Annotated in this window: 12 protein-coding genes and 1 pseudogene; 12 read left to right on the top strand and 1 reads right to left on the bottom strand. The window is 70.8% G+C overall.

Annotated elements, in window-relative coordinates:
* Window positions 1-86 precede the first annotated feature (86 nt).
* The 3 genes and pseudogenes from ACFWBT_RS02270 to ACFWBT_RS02260 form a co-directional block, all read left to right on the top strand.
* Window positions 87-224 carry a DUF4244 domain-containing protein gene (locus ACFWBT_RS02270; protein WP_385694751.1) on the top strand — a complete coding sequence of 46 codons (138 nt, stop codon included), beginning with the start codon at window positions 87-89 and terminating at the stop codon, window positions 222-224.
* Window positions 211-618 carry a TadE family type IV pilus minor pilin gene (locus tag ACFWBT_RS02265; RefSeq protein ID WP_385694750.1) on the top strand — a complete coding sequence of 136 codons (408 nt, stop codon included), beginning with the start codon at window positions 211-213 and terminating at the stop codon, window positions 616-618. The genes ACFWBT_RS02270 and ACFWBT_RS02265 overlap by 14 nt, the downstream gene beginning before the upstream one ends.
* A pseudogene (locus tag ACFWBT_RS02260) lies at window positions 615-1,034 on the top strand (Rv3654c family TadE-like protein); the annotation flags it as partial. The gene ACFWBT_RS02265 and the pseudogene ACFWBT_RS02260, both read left to right, overlap by 4 nt.
* Before the next feature lie 189 nt (window positions 1,035-1,223).
* Here the strand turns inward: ACFWBT_RS02260 and ACFWBT_RS02255 are convergent.
* On the bottom strand, window positions 1,224-3,797 hold the full coding sequence (locus tag ACFWBT_RS02255; RefSeq protein ID WP_385694748.1) for a DEAD/DEAH box helicase: 2,574 nt from the start codon (window positions 3,795-3,797) through the stop codon (window positions 1,224-1,226).
* An 80-nt stretch (window positions 3,798-3,877) separates the two neighbouring features.
* On the opposite strand from ACFWBT_RS02255, the gene bldG reads away from it, so the two are divergent.
* The 9 genes from bldG (at window position 3,878) to ACFWBT_RS02210 (ending at window position 19,610) form a co-directional block, all read left to right on the top strand.
* Window positions 3,878-4,231: an anti-sigma factor antagonist BldG gene (gene bldG, locus ACFWBT_RS02250; RefSeq protein ID WP_028799135.1), complete on the top strand. Its 354-nt coding sequence runs from the start codon at window positions 3,878-3,880 to the stop codon at window positions 4,229-4,231.
* Window positions 4,232-4,332: 101 nt separating this feature from the next.
* On the top strand, window positions 4,333-4,770 hold the full coding sequence (locus ACFWBT_RS02245) for an ATP-binding protein (protein ID WP_385694745.1): 438 nt from the start codon (window positions 4,333-4,335) through the stop codon (window positions 4,768-4,770).
* A 325-nt stretch (window positions 4,771-5,095) separates the two neighbouring features.
* A complete protein-coding gene (locus tag ACFWBT_RS02240) occupies window positions 5,096-7,504 on the top strand; it encodes a sodium-translocating pyrophosphatase (protein ID WP_385694744.1) in 2,409 nt (802 codons plus the stop codon).
* Between the two features lie 231 nt (window positions 7,505-7,735).
* Window positions 7,736-8,332, top strand: coding sequence for a small secreted protein (locus ACFWBT_RS02235; protein ID WP_385694743.1), 597 nt, complete (start codon window positions 7,736-7,738; stop codon window positions 8,330-8,332).
* Window positions 8,333-8,537: 205 nt separating this feature from the next.
* Entirely contained in the window at window positions 8,538-10,067 is a 1,530-nt protein-coding gene (locus ACFWBT_RS02230; protein ID WP_385694740.1) for a methyltransferase, read from the top strand.
* A 1,268-nt stretch (window positions 10,068-11,335) separates the two neighbouring features.
* A complete protein-coding gene (locus ACFWBT_RS02225; RefSeq protein WP_385694737.1) occupies window positions 11,336-11,533 on the top strand; it encodes a hypothetical protein in 198 nt (65 codons plus the stop codon).
* Between the two features lie 248 nt (window positions 11,534-11,781).
* Window positions 11,782-14,595, top strand: coding sequence for a type I DNA topoisomerase (gene topA, locus ACFWBT_RS02220; protein ID WP_385694734.1), 2,814 nt, complete (start codon window positions 11,782-11,784; stop codon window positions 14,593-14,595).
* Window positions 14,596-14,702: 107 nt separating this feature from the next.
* Window positions 14,703-18,071 carry a dTMP kinase gene (gene tmk / locus ACFWBT_RS02215; RefSeq protein WP_385694732.1) on the top strand — a complete coding sequence of 1,123 codons (3,369 nt, stop codon included), beginning with the start codon at window positions 14,703-14,705 and terminating at the stop codon, window positions 18,069-18,071.
* 333 nt (window positions 18,072-18,404) lie between these two features.
* Window positions 18,405-19,610, top strand: a complete 1,206-nt coding sequence (locus ACFWBT_RS02210; RefSeq protein WP_385694730.1) for a DNA polymerase III subunit delta' — start codon at window positions 18,405-18,407, stop codon at window positions 19,608-19,610.
* The last annotated feature ends 145 nt before the right edge of the window (window positions 19,611-19,755 follow it).

Below are 19,755 nucleotides of genomic sequence, written 5' to 3'. Positions count from 1 at the left end.
CGCAGGGACGAGGGCGAGAGCAAGGGCGAGGGCGTGTACGGACTCGGGTCCGGATGCTGGCGTCGGTAGTGCGGAGGGACAGGGGAATGGTCACTTCCGAGTATGCGGTGGGTGTCATCGCCGCGGTGGCCTTCGCGGCCGCGCTCTACAAGGTCGCGACGAGCGGGCAGGTCGGTGAGGAACTGCAGGGCATCGTGGGGCGGGCGCTCAATGTCCAGATGTGAACGGGGCTTGCGGGCGGCCCTGTTGAGGGCCGGTCCGGTCCGGCGTCGCGACGGTGGATTCGTAACGGCTGAGGCCGCTGTGGTGCTGCCCTCGCTGGTGCTCGTCGGCATGGCGCTGGTCTGGGCCCTGCTCGCCGCGTCCGCGCAGATCCAGTGCGTGGACGCGGCGAGGGCGGGAGCTCGGGCGGCGGCGCGCCAGGACTCACCGGAAGCGGTCCTGGCGACGACCCGCCGGGCCGCCCCGCCCGGCGCGAGGGTCACGGTGAGCCGGGAGGCGGACCTGGTCAGGGTGAGGGTCGGTGCGAGTACGCCGGGGCCCGCCGCGCTGTCCCTGGAACTGAGCGACGAGGCGGTCGCCCTGGCGGAGGAGTCGGTGGGGGTGGTCGGGAGATGAGGCGCTGGAGCCGCAAGGGGAGCGGGCGACGGGTGTGGTCGTCCGTTGTGAGCCGCTGGCCTGCGCGGTGGCGTGCGGCCTCGGACAGAGGATCGGCGACCGTCTGGACGGTGGGTGCGATCGCTGTGCTGTGCGCCGTCTTCGGAGCGGTGCTGGCGATGGGGCAGGCCGTCGTGGTGCGGCACCGGGCAGCGGGGGCGGCCGACTTGGCGGCCCTCGCCGCGGCGGACCACTGGAGCGACGGCGGTGCGGGGGCCTGCGCCCGCGCCGACCGTGTGGCCCGGGCGCAGAGCGCGCGGCTCGTCCGGTGCGCGGTCGAGGGCGAGATCTCGGACGTGACGGCGGCATCCGGAAAAGGGCCGTTCACGGCGGAGGTCAGATCGAGGGCGGGACCTGCGGGCGGACCTGCGGGGCCTGGCGGATCTGTAGGAGCTGCGGAGTCTTCAGAGCGCCCGGGATCTTCAGGATCCGTGGGGCCTGCGGGATCCGCGGGGCCGGAGCCCGGCGGTCAGAGATCCTGCGAACCGCTTACCTCGGGTCCAGGCCCTCACTGCCTCGGATCTAGGCCCACGCCCTCGGTGCTCGGCCCTCGTGCCGCCCGGATTTCACTCTTCCGGCCCTGAGCCCTCGGCATTCCGGTCCTGAGCTCTCGCCCCTGGTGCACCCAGCCCCGACTCCGTGCCCTCACTGCCCCGGCTCTCACTCCTACGGCCCTCTTCCGGTGCTGACTCCTCCGGCGCCGCTCGCAGCAACTCTGTGAGCAGGCGTACGGCGCCTCGTTTGTGCAGGGGGTCGTTCCCGTTGCCGCATTTGGGGGACTGGATGCAGGAGGGGCAGCCGGCGTCGCACTCGCAGGAGGCGATGGCCTGGCGGGTGGCCGTGAGCCAGGAGCGGGCTGTGTGGAAGGCGCGCTCGGCGAATCCGGCGCCACCCGGGTGGCCGTCGTACACGAAGACGGTCGGCAGGCGTGTGTCCGGGTGGAGGGGGACGGAGACGCCGCCGATGTCCCAGCGGTCGCAGGTGGCGAAGAGCGGCAGCATGCCGATCGAGGCGTGCTCGGCGGCGTGCAGGGCGCCTCCGAGGATCTCCGGGTTGATCCGGGCCGCGTCCAATTGGTCCTCGGTGACCGTCCACCAGACGGCACGTGTGCGGAGCGTCCGAGGAGGGAGGTCGAGTTTCGTCTCGCCGAGAACCTCGCCGGTGATGACGCGTCGACGCAGGAAGGAGACGACTTGGTTGGTGACCTCGACGGAGCCGTAGCACAACCGGCCCTCGCCCCAGGGGACTTCGACGTCGGTCTCGAGCACGGAGATGGACGTGGTGTCGCGGGCGACCGTCGAATACGGCGGGCTGGCCTCCTCGACCAGTGCGACGGAGTCCTCCAGGTCCAGCTTGCGCACCAGGTACGTACGGCCCTGGTGCAGATGGACCGCCCCCTCGTGGACCGCCGTGTGCGCGGCGGCCTCGTCGACCGTGCCGAGCAGGCGCCCGGTTCCGGACTCGACGATCTGCACCGGGCTGCCGCCGCCCCCGCGGATGTCGGTCAGGTCGGCGGCCCGCTCCCGGCGCGTCCAGTGCCAGGCCGTCGCCCGGCGACGAAGCAGTTTCGCGGCCTCCAGTTGCGGCAGCAGATCGGCGGTGGCGGGGCCGAACAGCTCCAGGTCGTCCTCCGTGAGTGGGATCTCGGAGGCGGCGGCGCACAGGTGAGGGGCCAGGACGTACGGGTTGTCGGGGTCGAGGACCGTGGATTCCACCGGTTGGTCGAACAGGGCCTCGGGGTGGTGGACGAGGAACGTGTCCAGCGGGTCGTCGCGGGCGACCAGGATCGCCAGCGCGCCCTGCCCGGAGCGGCCGGCGCGGCCCGCCTGCTGCCAGAGGGAGGCTCGGGTGCCGGGGTAGCCGGCGATGACGACGGCGTCGAGGCCGGAGACGTCGACGCCGAGTTCGAGGGCGGTGGTGGCGGCGAGGCCGAGGAGTTCGCCGGAGTGCAGTGCGCGCTCCAGGGCCCGGCGTTCCTCGGGGAGGTAGCCGCCTCGGTAGGCGGCGACGCGCCGGGCCAGTGAGCGGTCGATCTCGGCGAGGCGTTCCTGGGCGATCACCGCGATCAGTTCGGCGCCGCGCCGGGACCGTACGAAGGCGATCGAGCGCATGCCCTGGACGGTGAGGTCGGTCAGCAGATCGGCCGTTTCGGCGGTGGCGGTACGCCGGACGGGTGCACCTTTCTCACCGTGCAGGTCGGTGAGCGGGGGCTCCCACAGCGCGAACACCAGTTCCCCTCGGGGGGAGGCGTCGTCGGAGACCTCGACCACCGGGAGGCCGGTCAGGCGGCGCGCCGCGACCGAGGGCTCGGCGGCGGTCGCGGAGGCCAGCAGGAAGACGGGAGAGGCGCCGTAGCGGGCACACAGGCGGCGCAGGCGGCGCAGCACCTGGGCGACGTGGGAGCCGAAGACGCCGCGGTAGGTGTGGCACTCGTCGATGACGACGTAGCGCAGGGCGCGCAGGAAGGAGGACCAGCGGGGGTGGGAGGGCAATATCCCGCGGTGCAGCATGTCGGGGTTGGTCAGGACGTAGTTGGCGTACTGGCGTACCCATTCGCGTTCCTCGAAGGGCGTGTCGCCGTCATACACGGCTGGGCGTACGGCATTGCCCAGAGGTTGTGAAAGTTCCTTCACGGAGCGGCGCTGGTCGGCCGCCAGGGCCTTGGTGGGGGCCAGGTAGAGGGCGGTGGCACCCCGGCCGTTCGGGGCCTCGGAGCCGTCCAGGAGGGCCGTCAGGACCGGGGCGAGGTAGGCCAGGGACTTGCCGGAGGCGGTGCCGGTGGCGACGATCACGGACTCGCCGTCGAGGGCGTGCTCGGCGGCCTGTGCCTGGTGGGCCCAGGGGTGTTCGATGCCTGCGGCCTGCACCGCGGCGATGACCTCGGAACGGATCCGGTCGGGCCAGACGGCATGGCGACCCGCTCGCGGGGGCAAGTGCTCCGTATGAGTGATGCGCGAAGCCCGGCTCGGCCCCGAGGCGAGCCGGTCCAGGACGGTGCTCGGCGAGGGGCGGGAAACTGTGTCCGTCGAGGATCGATCGGATCGGTGATTCTTGGCCATCGGCATCGAGTGTGTCACTGGCGTGACGGACAATGGGCTCAAGGCGTCGTGCACGCCTGCCGGTAAGTGATTGAATGCCATCGCGGCTGGCGAACCGTCCCGGGGGCTCTGCCGAGGTGTCCCATGGGGCGACCGCTCGATAGCAAGGTGCTGGAGGATCCGTGGACCTGTCCCTGTCGACTCGCAATGTGTCCGGCCCTAATGGCGACCGTACGGTCGTCGAGGTCGGCGGCGAAATCGATGTATATACCGCGCCCAAGCTGCGGGAGCAGCTGGTCGAGCTGGTGAACGACGGCAGCTTCCACCTCGTCGTCGACATGGAGGGCGTGGACTTCCTCGACTCCACCGGTCTGGGCGTGCTCGTGGGCGGCCTGAAGCGCGTACGGGCCCATGAGGGCTCGCTGCGTCTGGTCTGCAACCAGGAGCGCATTCTGAAGATCTTCCGTATTACTGGTCTCACCAAGGTGTTCCCGATTCACACCTCGGTGGAGGAGGCGGTCAACGCGACCGACTGACCACCGGTCTCCCGGGTCGTGGGCCCGGCTTCGCAGAAGTGGGGGGACCGGGCCCACGGCCCGGCCCCCTGACAGCACGCCCGTAGTTCAGAGGGGGATGCATGGCCACCGTTGAACTCCGCTTCAGCGCGCTGCCCGAGCACGTCAGGACCGCCCGACTGGTGGCGGCAGCGGTGGCGCGCAGGGCCGGAGTGGACGAGGCCGTACTAGACGAGGTCAGGCTCGCCGTGGGCGAGGCCTGTACTCGTGCCGTCGGACTGCACCAGAGCAACGGCATCTCGGCGCCGGTGCAGGTGACGCTGATCGAGGAGGAGAAGCTGTTCTCCATCGAGGTCGGCGACGAGGCGCCGGGCTCGGTGCCCGGAGGAGCGGCGCCCGGCGCCGCTTCCGGCGGTTCGGACGCGGAGACCGAGGAGGACGAGATGGGCCTCGCGGTCATCAGCGGCCTCGTCGACGATGTGGAAGTCACCGCCGGAGAACACGGCGGACTGATCAGGATGAGCTGGCCCACTACGCCGCCGGCCGTGGCTCTTTCCTGACAGCCGCCCCTGTTTTTGCCCCGAAGGGCCCTACTCGGTGGGGCCCTTCGGCATGTCCGGGCTGGCATGTCAGGGCTCTTGCGCGCGTCCCCGAGTTGATCGCGCACGGCGTTTCGTGAATTCATTCACGATCAGGCGCGCGATAATTGGATCAAGCGTCAACGCTTCTGGGGCATTACTGCTTTTGGGTTCCGTGGACGCCTGTCGATCATTTGCCGAAGGGCATGTGAAGATTAATTCCGCTTACCGCGCACTGTTTTGATCAGGTTCCGGTACCTACAATCCGTCCACATCTTGAGCTCAGCCCAAGCGTCAAGGAGGACGAATGGCGGGGCTTTCTACCCCTCATCAGTTTGACCACCCCACAACCCTCGCGGCCGCGGTTCTGACGGACGACAACCGTCTCATCGTGATGGTCATCGCGGTCGTCGCCGTGGCGGCGCTCGTGGTCGCCGGGATCCTGGTCCGCCAGGTTCTCGCGGCAGGCGAGGGCACCGACAGCATGAAGGAGATCGCGACGGCGATCCAGGAAGGCGCGAATGCCTACCTGGGACGTCAGATGCGCACGCTCGGCGTATTCGCCGCCGTGGTGTTCTTCCTGCTCATGCTGCTGCCCGCGGACGACTGGAATCAGCGCGCCGGACGGTCGATCTTCTTCTTGATCGGCGCGGTGTTCTCGGCGACCACCGGTTATATCGGTATGTGGCTCGCCGTACGGAGCAATGTCCGCGTGGCCGCCGCGGCACGGGAAGCGACTCCGGCGGAGGGTGAGCCAGAAAAGGATCTCACCGCTGTCTCGCACAAAGCCATGAAGATCGCTTTCCGCACCGGCGGCGTCGTCGGCATGTTCACGGTGGGGCTCGGTCTGCTGGGCGCCTCCTGTGTGGTGCTCGTGTACGCGGCCGACGCGCCGAAGGTCCTGGAGGGCTTCGGTCTCGGCGCGGCGCTGATCGCCATGTTCATGCGTGTCGGCGGCGGCATCTTCACCAAGGCCGCCGACGTCGGCGCCGACCTGGTCGGCAAGGTCGAGCAGGGCATTCCGGAGGACGACCCGCGCAATGCCGCGACCATCGCCGACAACGTCGGCGACAACGTCGGCGACTGTGCCGGTATGGCCGCGGACCTCTTCGAGTCGTACGCCGTCACGCTCGTCGCCGCGCTGATCCTCGGCAAGGTGGCGTTCGGCGACTCCGGGCTCGCGTTCCCGCTGATCGTGCCCGCGATCGGCGTACTCACCGCGATGATCGGCATCTTCGCGGTGGCACCCCGGCGCTCCGACCGCAGCGGCATGTCCGCGATCAACCGTGGTTTCTTCATCTCCGCGGCGATCTCGCTCGTGCTGGTCGCCCTGGCCGTCTACATCTACCTCCCGGGGACCTACGCCGAACTGGAAGGTGTCACGGACGCGGCGATCAAGGCCAAGGGCGGTGATCCGCGGATCCTCGCGGTCGTCGCCGTCGCGATCGGCATCCTGCTGGCCGCTCTGATCCAGCAGTTGACCGGCTACTTCACCGAGACAACCCGCCGTCCCGTGCGGGACATCGGCAAGAGTTCACTGACCGGCGCGGCCACCGTCGTCCTCGCCGGCATCTCCATCGGTCTCGAATCGGCCGTCTACACCGCTCTGTTGATCGGCCTCGGCGTGTACGGGGCGTTCCTGCTGGGCGGTACGTCGATCATGCTGGCGCTGTTCGCGGTGGCGCTCGCCGGAACCGGCCTGCTCACCACGGTCGGTGTCATCGTCGCGATGGACACCTTCGGTCCCGTCTCCGACAACGCGCAGGGCATCGCCGAGATGTCCGGCGACGTCGAGGGCGCGGGCGCGCAGGTGCTTACCGACCTGGACGCCGTCGGGAACACCACCAAGGCCATCACCAAGGGCATCGCCATCGCCACCGCCGTCCTCGCGGCCTCGGCCCTCTTCGGCTCGTACCGTGACGCGATCACGACGGCGGCGAGCGACGTGGGTGAGAAGGTCTCCGGCCCCGGCGCGCCGATGAACCTGATGATGGACATCTCGCAGCCCAACAACCTGGTGGGTCTCATCGCGGGTGCCGCGGTTGTCTTCCTCTTCTCGGGGCTGGCGATCAACGCGGTGGCGCGGTCCGCCGGAGCGGTGGTCTACGAGGTGCGGCGGCAGTTCCGCGAGCACCCCGGGATCATGGACTACTCCGAGAAGCCCGAGTACGGGCGCGTCGTCGACATCTGCACCAAGGACGCGCTGCGCGAACTGGCCACACCAGGCCTGCTCGCGGTGCTCACGCCGATCGCCATCGGGTTCACGCTCGGTGTCGGCGCGCTGGGCTCGTTCCTCGCGGGCGCCATCGGCACCGGCACGCTGATGGCCGTCTTCCTCGCCAACTCCGGTGGCGCGTGGGACAACGCAAAGAAACTCGTCGAGGACGGCCACCACGGCGGCAAGGGCAGCGAGGCCCACGCCGCGACGGTGATCGGCGACACGGTCGGTGACCCCTTCAAGGACACGGCGGGCCCCGCGATCAACCCGCTGCTGAAGGTCATGAACCTGGTGTCGCTGCTGATCGCTCCGGCGATCGTCAAGTTCTCGTACGGCGACGACAAGAGCGTCGGTGTACGGGTGTTCATCGCCATCTTCGCGATCGTCGTGATCGTGGGTTCCGTGTACATCTCCAAGCGGCGCGGGATCGTCATGGGAGATGAGGAAGGCAACGACGAAGGGGTCGCCAAGTCGGCCGATCCGGCGGTGGTTTCCTAGCTCACAGGTTCCGCGCCTGATGCGGTACGGAATTTCCGTGCCTGGTCAGGGAAGGGGCCAACGGGCGGGTGGGCGGCGCGTGTTGACGCGCTGTGCGCCCGCCCTGTGTGTGTTCACACCCTCGTCGTGAGCCTTCTCTCGCTTGGTGCAAATGGCTTTAATAGGTGTCTTAGCGGACATTCGACATATGGGTGTCGCCCACATGGCGTGTATGTTCCGGGGCCGAGGGCCATGGAAGGGACCAAACCGGTGAACAAGAAGCTCGCGGCCGCACTGTCCGGCGGTGCGGTACTGGTACTCGCGCTGTCGGGATGCAGCAGCAGCGACGACAACGGCAACGACAAGCTGGACTCCTGGGCCAAGCAGGTCTGTGACGCGGTGAAGCCGCAGGCACAGAAGATCGAGGCCGCGAACGCCGCGATCCAGAAGCAGACCTCGGACAACAGCACGCCGGATGCCGTTCAGAACACAGACGCACAGGCCTTCCAGGACATGTCCGACGCCTACAAGGCGATCGGCAGCGCCGTCGACAACGCGGGAGCGCCGAACGTCGACGGCGGGAAGACGAAGCAGACCAACGCGGTCAAGGAACTCAACGACATCTCCGCGTCGTACGCCAAGCTGAAGGCGCAGGTCGACAAGCTCGACACCAAGGACCAGGCCAAGTTCGCCGACGGCCTCAAGGACATCGCGACCCAGCTCGACAAGCTGAGCCAGAGCGGGAACGACGCCCTGAAGAAGCTGGAGGAGGGCGAGGTGGGACAGGCGATGGCCCAGCAGGAGAGCTGCAAGTCGGCTTCCGGGTCCCCGGCGACCGCCAAGGGCTGAGTCTCCGGAGGAGCCCGCGACGGTGGCCGAGGGACTCCCCGTCGGCTGCCGAGAAGGGAGCTCCGGAGAGGAGCCCCCTCGGCGGTGATCGTCTGTTCGACCGAATGAGAGCCCGGCGCGGGTACGTGCCGGGCTCTCGGCACGCGCTGTCCACATGTGAGGCTCTGTCCACAGGTGTGGGTGCCGGTGGGCGATAGCGGACACAATGGGAGGCGTGAGTCACACCAGCCTGTCACCGTTGCCCTCGTCCGATCGTGCCGATGTCGCCGCTCGGCTGCGGAGCGCCCTGCTCGGCGCCTCCTTCACCGCCGACGGCCTGCTCGACCTGCTCGGCGCCCCCGCGTACACGGCGCTGGCGCGCAGCGAGACCGTGCCCGCCCTCCGGGCGACCCGTGGGGACACACCGCTGGAGACGCTCGTACGGCTGTTCCTGCTGCAGCAGCCCGTGCCGCACGCGCGTGTGGTGGACGTGCTGCCCGTCGAGGACGCCCTGGAGAGCGGCTGGCTGACCCGGACGGGCGGGGACGAGGTCGCGGCGACCGTCGACATCCGGCCCTACGGCGGGCCCGGCGGCGAGGACTGGTTCATCGTGTCCGACCTCGGATGCGCCGTCGGCGGAGCCGGCGGCATCGGCAGCCGGGAGGAAGGTGTCGTCCTGGGCGTGGGAGGCGCCTCCACGACCCTCGCCGGCATCACCGTGCGTACGCCCGTCCACTCCGCGCTCGACCTCGGCACCGGCTCCGGAATCCAGGCCCTGCACGTCGCGCAGCACGCCACGCGTGTGACCGCGACCGACCTGAACCCCCGCGCGCTGCACATCACCGCACTCACCCTCGCCCTCTCCGGCGCCCCGGCCGCCGACCTGCGCCAGGGCTCCCTCTTCGAGCCCGTCCGCGCCGACGAGACGTACGACCTGATCGTCTCGAACCCGCCCTTCGTGATCTCGCCGGGTGCCCGGCTGACGTATCGCGACGGCGGAATGGGCGGGGACGATCTGTGCCGCACGCTCGTTCAGGAGTCGGGGGACCGGCTGAACGAAGGGGGGTACGCCCAGTTCCTGGCCAACTGGCAACACGTGGAAGGCGAGGACTGGCAAGACCGGCTGCGCTCCTGGGTACCGCGCGGCTGCGACGCCTGGATCGTTCAGCGCGAGGTGCAGGACGTCACGCAGTACGCGGAGTTGTGGCTGCGCGACGCGGGCGACCACCGTGCCGACCCGGCCGACTATCAGGCGCGCTACGACGCATGGCTCGACGAGTTCGAGGCGCGCAAGGTGAAGTCCGTCGGCTTCGGATGGATCACGCTGCGCAGGACAGCCGCAGCCGAGCCCTCGGTCACGGTCGAGGAGTGGCCGCACTCGGTCGAGCAGCCGCTCGGCGAGGCCGTGCGCGCGCACTTCGACCGGCTCGACTATCTGCGGCGCCACGACGACGCGGGTCTGCTCGCCGGTCACTTCAGGCTCGTGGCGGAGGTCGTGCAGGAGCAGGTCGGGCTGCCCGGCGCCGAGGACCCGGAGCATGTGGTGCTGCGTCAGCACCGCGGAATGCGCCGGGCCACCAAGGTGGACACGGTCGGCGCGGGCTTCGCCGGGGTGTGCGACGGCACGCTGAGCGCGGGGCGCATCCTCGACGCCATCGCCCAACTGGTCGGCGAGGACCCGGTGCTGCTGCGCGACCGGACGCCCGCGCAGATCCGCCTGCTGGTGGAGCAGGGGTTCCTGGAGCCGGTGGAGTAGGGGGCTGGAGTTGGAGCTGGGACGGGGAGCGGGGTGTGGGGGTGAACCGGTCCTGGGCTGAGCTGGGCCCTGGGTTGAGGCTGCGTCTGCGTTGAGCCAGCCCTGGGTTGAGCCGGGCTCTGGGTTGAGCCTGGGCCTGGGTTGAGTTGCGCCAACCCTGGGCTGAGTCGGGCCCTGGGCTGAGCTTGGGTCTGGGCTGAGCCTGGGTCTGGGGCTGGGTTGAGCCTGGGCTGAGTCTGCGCTGATCGACGCCCATGACCGGGGCGCACGGCTCGCCGGGGTTGGAGGCTGGGCCAGGGCAGGGTGTTGGCTCGGCGTTCGGGAACGGGCTCCGGCAGGACCGGATCGGCGTCCTGCACGAGGGTCGGGCCGGCATTCTTCCCAGGGATGGGAAACAGGCCAACATCCGTTCGATGGCAGACGCTTCCGGCCATCTCTCCCGCGCGTGCCGTTCACCTTGGCGACCTTGGCGACCTTGGCGACCTTGGCGACCTTGGCGACCTTGGCGACTGTGGCGACCTCGGCGTCGTGCTTCAGCTGGAGTCCCGAGAACCCTGGCCTACCGCCGCCACCGCCACCGCCACCGCCACGATCACCGTCTCTGCCACCGCGCCGCCGCGGTCACCCCATTCGCCACAGCCTCTGCCCGTCGCTTCTGCCTCTGTCGCCGTCTCCCCCGTCACAGCCTCGCCCTCCGCCTCCGGCTCCGGCATCGCCTGCGCCCTCCCGCTCGGCCGTCACCACGGCCGGAATCCTCAGCATCCCGCCCGCGCCGCCCCGCCCCGCCCGCCCCGCCCGCGCCGCCCCGCCCCGTCCGCGCCGCGCCGAGCCGCTGCGACGGACGTGGGTACAGGCATGGACATCGACAGGGGCATAGGGACGGAGATCCGCATCGGCGTGGATATCGGGCGGGCTTGGTCTTGGGAAATGGCTTGGGGAAATGGCCCGCAAGAAAAGGGCCAGAAGAAGGGGATGGGTTGCGGGAAAGCTACGCGGTGGTCGGTTCCTGTCGCGTCGGGTGACCGGGCGGAGGCGGGGGCGTTCGGCCGGCTGGGCGATGAAGGGGGACGCGACGACGGATTCGCCACAGTCGGGTGGGCGGCAAGCCGCGCCGAGGAGAAGAGGACGACCGGGCGCACGGCGCCGCCGGGTACGGTGTGGGCGCCCCATGGGGCGCCGGTCGCCCGGCGTTCATCGTGGGTTCGCCCGTCCGCTGCCGGGGCGTGTCAGCCTCCCGATCCTGAGACTCGGGGCGGAAGGACAGAGCCATGGAAAGCGGACCGGCGATCTTCGCGGGGGCGGTGTTCGCCCTGTTCGGAGGGGGGCTCCTGGCCTGGACCGTGGTCCGGGTGCGGCAGGGCGAGTCCGTCGCCCACGGTGTGAACCGCGTCGCATCGGCGACCCTCGCGAGCGTCGCCGGAAGCGGGGCACTGGCGCTGGGAATGTGGTGCTTCACGCGCGTGTGAGACCGCGCGTGAGGGCCGGGGCTCCGGTAACTGGGAAGTTACCCTCCGGATAGGCCCGAAAGAGCTGGTCGACACTCCGGGCGGCAGGAATGGCGGTAGTCGGGTTACCGTTCGAGTGGCCGTTGCGGGCTTTTCCCGTTTGACACGGGGGCGGGATGTACCGTCACACTCCGCAGCGTCAGCATGACCCGATCCCTCGGGAGTCAAGACCCGAGGAGATTCCGCGTCGACCGGAGAGAAGAGCGAAGTTGTCCCCGACCAGCGACACCGCACACGGCGGCCGCCGACTCGTCATCGTCGAGTCGCCTGCCAAGGCGAAGACGATCAAGGGCTATCTCGGCCCCGGCTATGTCGTCGAAGCGAGCGTCGGGCACATCCGCGACCTCCCGAACGGTGCCGCGGAGGTGCCGGAGAAGTACACCGGCGAGGTCCGCCGCCTCGGTGTGGACGTCGAGAACGACTTCCAGCCGATCTATGTGGTCAACGCCGACAAAAAGGCCCAGGTCAAGAAGCTCAAGGATCTGCTGAAGGATTCCGACGAACTCTTCCTCGCCACCGATGAGGACCGCGAGGGCGAAGCCATCGCGTGGCACCTCCTGGAGGTCCTGAAGCCCAAGGTTCCCGTCCACCGGATGGTCTTCCACGAGATCACCAAGGACGCGATCCGCAGCGCCGTCGCCAACCCGCGCGAGCTCAACAAGCGCATGGTCGACGCCCAGGAGACCCGCCGCATCCTCGACCGCCTCTACGGCTACGAGGTCTCGCCGGTCCTGTGGAAGAAGGTCATGCCGAGGCTGTCGGCGGGCCGCGTCCAGTCCGTGGCGACCCGGCTCGTCGTCGAGCGGGAGCGCGAGCGCATCGCCTTCCGTTCCGCCGAGTACTGGGACCTGACCGGCACCTTCGGCACCGGCCGCAGCGGTGACGCGAGCGACCCGTCCAACCTGGTCGCCCGCCTCACTTCGGTCGACGGCAAGCGCGTCGCCCAGGGCCGCGACTTCGACTCGCTGGGCCAGATCAAGGGCGCGAACACCCTCCACCTGGACGAGACGAACGCGCGTGCGCTCGCCGCCGCCCTCCAGGACACGAACTTCGCGGTCCGCTCGGTCGAGTCCAAGCCGTACCGCCGCTCGCCGTACGCGCCGTTCCGTACGACGACGCTCCAGCAGGAGGCCTCGCGCAAGCTCGGCTTCGGTGCGAAGGCGACCATGCAGGTGGCGCAGAAGCTGTACGAGAACGGCTTCATCACCTACATGCGTACGGACTCCACGACGCTGTCGGAAACGGCGATCACCGCCGCCCGTGCCCAGGTCACGCAGCTGTACGGCGCCGACTACCTGCCGGCGCAGCCGCGCACGTACGCCGGGAAGGTCAAGAACGCGCAGGAGGCGCACGAGGCGATCCGTCCTTCGGGTGATCGTTTCCGCACTCCGGCCGAGACCGGACTGACCGGCGACCAGTTCAGGCTGTACGAGCTGATCTGGAAGCGGACCGTCGCCTCCCAGATGAAGGACGCGGTCGGCAACTCCGTCACCGTGAAGATCGCGGGCCGCGCGGCCGACGGCCGTGACGCCGAGTTCAGCGCGTCCGGCAAGACGATCACCTTCCACGGCTTCCTGAAGGCGTACGTCGAGGGCGCGGACGACCCGAACGCCGAACTCGACGACCGCGAGCGCCGCCTCCCGCAGGTGGGTGAGGGCGACCCGCTGTCCGTCGAGGAGATCACCGTCGACGGGCACGCCACCAAGCCCCCGGCCCGCTACACCGAGGCGTCCCTCGTCAAGGAGCTCGAAGAGCGCGAGATCGGCCGCCCGTCGACGTACGCGTCGATCATCGGCACGATCCTCGACCGTGGTTACGTCTTCAAGAAGGGGACGGCCCTGGTGCCCTCCTTCTTGTCGTTCGCCGTGGTCAACCTCCTGGAGAAGCACTTCGGGCGGCTCGTCGACTACGACTTCACCGCCAAGATGGAGGACGACCTCGACCGCATCGCCCGCGGTGAGGCGCAGGCCGTGCCGTGGCTGAGGCGCTTCTACTTCGGCGAGGGCGAGGCGACCGGTGCCGCCGAGGCCGGCAACGGCGACGGCGACCACCTGGGCGGCCTCAAGGAACTCGTCACCGACCTCGGCGCCATCGACGCCCGCGAGGTGTCCTCGTTCCCGGTCGGCAACGACATCGTGCTGCGCGTCGGCCGCTACGGCCCGTACGTCGAGCGCGGCGAGAAGGACTCCGAGAACCACCAGCGCGCAGACGTGCCCGAGGACCTGGCCCCGGACGAGCTGACGGTCGACCTCGCCGAGGAACTGCTCGCGAAGCCGAGCGGGGACTTCGAACTCGGCGCCGACCCGCAGTCGGGTCACCAGATCATCGCCAGGGACGGCCGCTACGGCCCGTACGTCACCGAGGTGCTCCCCGAGGGCACCCCGAAGACGGGCAAGAACGCCGTCAAGCCGCGTACCGCCTCGCTGTTCAAGTCGATGGCGCTCGACACGGTGACCCTGGACGACGCCCTCAAGCTGATGTCCCTGCCGCGTGTCGTCGGCAAGGACGCCGAAGGCGTCGAGATCACCGCGCAGAACGGCCGCTACGGGCCCTACCTGAAGAAGGGCACGGACTCGCGGTCGCTGACCGCCGAGGACCAGCTCTTCACCATCACGCTCGAAGAGGCGCTGGAGATCTACTCCCAGCCCAAGCAGCGGGGCCGTGCGGCCGCCAAGCCGCCGCTGAAGGAGCTGGGCGAGGACCCGGTCAGCCAGAAGCCCGTCGTGGTCAAGGACGGCCGTTTCGGTCCGTACGTGACCGACGGCGAGACCAACGCGACGCTGCGCTCCGGCGACAGCGTCGAGGACATCACGCCGGAGCGCGGCTACGAGCTGCTCGCCGAGAAGCGTGCCAAGGGTCCGGCCAAGAAGACCGTGAAGAAGACGGCCGCCAAGAAGGCGCCCGCCAAGAAGGCCCCGGCCAAGAAGACCGCCGCCAAGAAGACGACGGCGTCGAAGACGGCCGCCACGAAGGCGCCGGCCAAGAAGACCGCCGCGAAGAAGACGGCCGCCTCCGAAGGCTGACTTTCCCCACGTCAGAGAAGTGGACGCCTCTACACCATTTGGTGTGGGGGCGTCCGTATGTTCGGGCACCCCTTCGGGGAGTCAGTGGGTCCGGATAGGCTGGCAGGATGACGCGAGCCGAGCAGCCAACGGCCCACAATCGGGCCCCCGACGACGCCCTGGTCGCAGATTCACGCGAGCGTGCCGTTCGCGCGCTGCTGCGCCAACCGCAGTTGAAGCGGTTGTGGAGCGCACACCTCGTGGGAGGTGTCGCGGACGCGCTGGCCCTGCTCGTCCTGGTCGTCCTCGCCCTCCAGGCGGCGATCTCCGAGGGTTCCTTCGGCGGTGGCTACCGCGGGGCCGCCCTCGCCGTGGCGGCCGTCTTCGGAGTCCGCGTCCTCGCGACGCTGCTCTTCGGAGCCGTGCTCCTCGGCCCCCTGACGTCGCTGACCTCCCCGGAAGGGCTCCTCGACCGGCGCTGGACCATGCTCGGAGCCGACGGCCTGCGGGCCGTGCTCCTCATCGTCGCGCCGCTGTTCATCGACTGGACCCCGGACAACGCGCTCGCCGTCCTCCTCGTCATCGCCTTCGTGACCGGGGTCGCCGAACGGTTCTGGACGGTGTGCCGGGAGAGCGCGGCGCCCGCGCTGCTGCCCGCCCCGCCGCTGGAAGGCGCCACAGTGCGCCCGCTGCCGGACCACATGGACGCGCTCCGGCGGCTGTCCCTGCGTACGGCGTTCATCTCGGTGCCGATCGCGGCCGCCGCCCTGGTCGCCGCCTCCCTCGTCAGCAATCTGCTGGGCGCCGGGATCGACTGGTTCGACCAGCACCAGGCCGCGCTCGCCTCGTACGTCGCGGCCGGACTGTTCGCGGCCTCCCTGTCGGTGGTCACCTTCCTCGAACTGCTCGACGCCCGCACCCCGCGCGCGCGGTCGCCGCTCGAGGGACTGCGCCGCCCGAGGACGGGCACCGGCATCGACAAGGGCCGCACCGGCGCGATCCCGCTCCTGGTGCCGGCCTGCGCCGCGGTCGCCGGCGCGATCTCGGCCGCCGTCGCCGTCTCCGTGCTGGAGGCCAAGGACCTGGGCGGCGGACCGGTGACGTACGGGCTGCTCGTGCTGGCCCTGACCGGCGGTGTCGTCGTCGGTATCCGCACAGCCCCCTCACTGCTCCCCTCGCTGTCGCGGCGCAGGCTGCTCGCCATCGCGATCGCCTTCACCGGGGTCGCGCTGCTGGTCGCCGGACTCGTACCCGACGTCACCACCGTGCTGCTGATCGTGGCCTTCGCCGGCGTCGGCGCGGGTGTCGCCGCGAACACCGGGCACGCGCTGCTCGACCAGGAGGCCGAGGACTACCGGCGCGCCCGCACGACCGAGCACCTGCACGCGGTCGTTCGGGTCTTCGTGGCGGTCGGCGCGATCGTGGCGCCGCTGGTGGCCGCCGGGATCGGCCCGCACCGCCTGGAAAACGGCAAGTTCGTGTTCGCGCACGGCGGCGCCGCCTTCACGCTGATGCTGGTGGGCGCGCTCCTGCTGCCCGTCGCCGCCATGGTGCTCGCCAAGGTCGACGACCGGTCCGGGGTGCCGCTGCGCCAGGACCTGCTGGACGCGCTGCGCGGCGGCGACGACCCGGCGCAGATTCCCGCGACGAGCGGATTCTTCATCGCCCTGGAGGGCGGCGACGGCGCCGGCAAGTCCACCCAGGCGCAGGCGCTCGCCGACTGGATCCGGGCCAAGGGCCACGAGGTCGTGGTGACCCGCGAGCCGGGCGCCACGCCGGTCGGCAAGCGGCTGCGCTCGATCCTCCTGGACGTGTCGTCCGCGGGTCTCTCGCACCGCGCCGAGGCCCTGCTGTACGCCGCCGACCGCGCGGAGCACGTCGACACGGTGGTGCGGCCCGCGCTGGAGCGGGGCGCCGTCGTCATCTCCGACCGTTACATCGACTCCTCCGTGGCCTACCAGGGCGCGGGCCGTGACCTGTCCCCGACGGAGATCGCCCGGATCAACCGCTGGGCGACGGACGGGCTCGTACCGCATCTGACGGTTCTGCTGGACGTGTCGCCGGAAGCCGCCCGCGAGCGGTTCACCGAGGCGCCCGACCGGCTGGAGTCGGAGCCGGTCGAGTTCCACACGCGCGTGCGGTCCGGTTTCCTGACGCTCGCCGCCGCCGACCCGAGCCGCTATCTGGTCGTCGACGCCGCGCAGGAGCCGGAGGCCGTCACCACGGTCGTACGGCACCGGCTCGACGTGATGCTGCCCCTCTCCGAGGCCGAGGTGAAGGCCCAGGAGGAGGCCCGCAGGGCGGCCGAGGAGGAAGCCCGGCGCAAGGCCGAGGAAGAGGCCGCCCGCAAGGCGGAGGAGGAGCGCCTGGAGCGCGAGCGCCAGGCACAGCTCGCGAAACTGCGCGCCGAGGAGGAGGAGCGCAAGCAGCGCGAGCTGGAAGAGGCTCAGCGGCGCGAGGCCGAGCGCCAGGCGGAGGAGGCCCGGCAGCGCGCCGAGGAGGCCCGCCGCCGCGCCGAGGAGGAGCGGGTCCGGCTTCTCGCCGAGGAACAGACCCGTGCCGCCGAGGCGGAGCGGGTGCGCAGGCAGGCCGAGGAGGAGGCGCGGCTGCGTGCCGAGGCCGAGGCGCGCCGCGTGGAGAAGCAGCGGAAGGCCGAGGAGGCGTTGCTGCGGGCCGAGGAGGCCCGACGGCTCGCCGCGGAGGCGGCTGCCGCTTCGGCGGCCGCGGCGGCTTCGGCCGAGGCCGCGGTGTCGAGCGCGGGTACCGGGGCCGGTCCGAGGACTGGTGCCCCGACCGGTTCGGGCGCCGGTGCCGGGACACGGCGCGACGCCGCTGAGGCTTCGACCCCCTCGGCATCTCCGTCCGCGTCCGCTTCCGGGTCTGCCTCCGCGGCTTCACGGACCGCGGCGTCCTCCGTCTCGGACAACGAGTCGACGCTGCCCACACCGGTCGTGACCGACCGGGCGTCCGGCGGGCCGGCTGACGAGACCGCCGTGCTGCCGCCGGTACGACCGGGTGCGGGCCGCGCGGGTACGCGTCCGGGGGCGCGCTCGGCGTCACGCCCCGATGTCGAGGACACGGCCACGCTGCCGAAGCCGCCGGTGCCGGGCGGGGCGGCCGACGAGACGGCGGTGCTGCCGCCCGTCTCCGCGGGGCCACGCGCGGCCGACGAGACGGCGGTCCTTCCTCCGGTGCGGGACCCACGTGCCGGGGCCGACGGGCCGTCCGACGATCCCGCGGACCGGATGCCCCGGGGCTACTTCCGCGACGAGCGGCCGGCAGCGCGGCCGGCGGCGGGGCCGGAGGGTCCCGTCGACCGCACGCGAGAACTGCCGCAGGTGGACGAGACGGGTGCCCCGCGCCGCAGGCCCCGCCCCGACTGGGCCGAGGAGACCCCGCTCGACGACCTCCCGACCCTGGCGGACGAACTGCTGGGCCCGCGCGAGGACGACGAGGACTGGGACGAGGGACAGGGGCGCGGCGGGCGGCGCCGCTAGGACGTGCCGGCCGTCGCGGGGCGGACGAGGCCGCTGCGGGCCTGGAGCGGACCCGGGACGGGTGCGGGCACGTACCCGGACCTGGGAACTGGTGAGAGCACGCACCCGGACTTGGGAACTGGTGCGGGCGCGTACCCGGACCTGGGACTGGTGCGGGTGCGGGCCCGGGCCCGCACCCGGATCACCCTGGTCGCCGGTCGCCGGTCGTCACGGGGGCTGCCGCGGGCAGCTCTCGCCGTGGCCCGTCGGGCCCGATCGTCAGTGGCGGCCATTGTCAGTGGCGACCCGCACAATGGACGACGCAAGACAAAGTGCGACGGAAGGGCGGAGCCCATGCCTGTGTGGGACGACCTGGCGGGCCAGGAGAAGGTGAGCGAGCAGCTCGCCGCCGCTGCCCGGGACGCCGACGCCCTCGTCACGGCCGTCGCCGCGAGCGCCCCGCCCCCCGAGGCGTCCAAGATGACGCACGCCTGGCTGTTCACGGGGCCGCCCGGCTCGGGCCGTTCCACGGCGGCGCGCGCGTTCGCGGCCGCGCTGCAGTGCGTGAGCCCCGACCGCGCGCTCGGCGGCATTCCCGGCTGCGGGTTCTGCGACGGTTGTCATACGAGCCTGGTCGGCACCCACGCCGATGTGGAGGTCGTCCGCACGGACCTGCTCTCCATCGGCGTCAAGGAGACCCGCGACCTGGTCCGCCGCGCCCAGCTGTCCCCGGCCGTCGGCCGCTGGCAGGTCATCGTCCTGGAGGACGCGGACCGTCTCACGGAGGGCGCGGGCAATGTCCTGCTGAAGGCCGTCGAGGAGCCCGCTCCCCGAACGGTCTGGCTCCTCTGCGCGCCGTCCATCGAGGACGTCCTGCCCACCATCCGCTCCCGTTGCCGGCTTCTCACGCTGCGCACGCCGCCGGTGGAAGCGGTGGCCGACATCCTCGTACGACGTGACGGCATCGAGCCCGACGTCGCCGCGGCCGTCGCGCGCGCGACGCAGGGCCACATCGGGCGGGCCCGCCGCCTCGCCACGGACCCGAGCGCCCGTCAGCGGCGCGCCGCCGTCCTCAAGCTCCCGCTGCGGATCGACGACGTCGGTGGCTGCCTCAAGGCGGCGCAGGAGCTGATCGACACGGCTTCGGAGGACGCGAAAACGCTCGCCGAGGAAGTCGACGTCAAGGAGACCGAGGACCTGAAGACGGCGCTCGGCGCCGCTCAGGGCGGCCGGATGCCGCGCGGCACGGCGGGTGTCATGAAGGAGCTCGAGGACCGGCAGAAGCGCCGAAGAACGCGTACGCAGCGCGACAGCCTCGATCTGGCCCTGATCGACCTCACCGGCTTCTATCGCGACGTACTCGCCGTCCAGTTCGGCTCCCGCCTGGCCATCGCCAACGCGGAGGCGGGGGACACGCTGGAGCGGCTGGCTCGAGGCAGCTCGCCGGAGTCGACCCTGCGCCGGATCGACGCGATCGCCGCGTGCCGGGAAGCACTCGACCGCAACGTCGCCCCGCTGCTCGCGGTGGAGGCGATGACCATGGCGCTGAGAGCGGGCTGAGCCCCGTGCGCGCGCCCCGGCAGGCCGTTCGCCGGGCCGGTCCGTCCCGCCAGGAGGCGACGCCACCGGCGGCGGGTTGACCGAGTCACTCGTACGGGCCGCTTCGGCGACTGAAGGTGATCGATTGATCGCGCAAGGTTACGCT

Origin of the sequence: Streptomyces sp. NPDC060027, from assembly GCF_042737005.1 — a bacterium.
In the GTDB taxonomy this organism is placed as follows: Bacteria; Actinomycetota; Actinomycetes; order Streptomycetales; family Streptomycetaceae; genus Streptomyces.
This window is presented reverse-complemented; position numbering and strand designations above follow the sequence as displayed.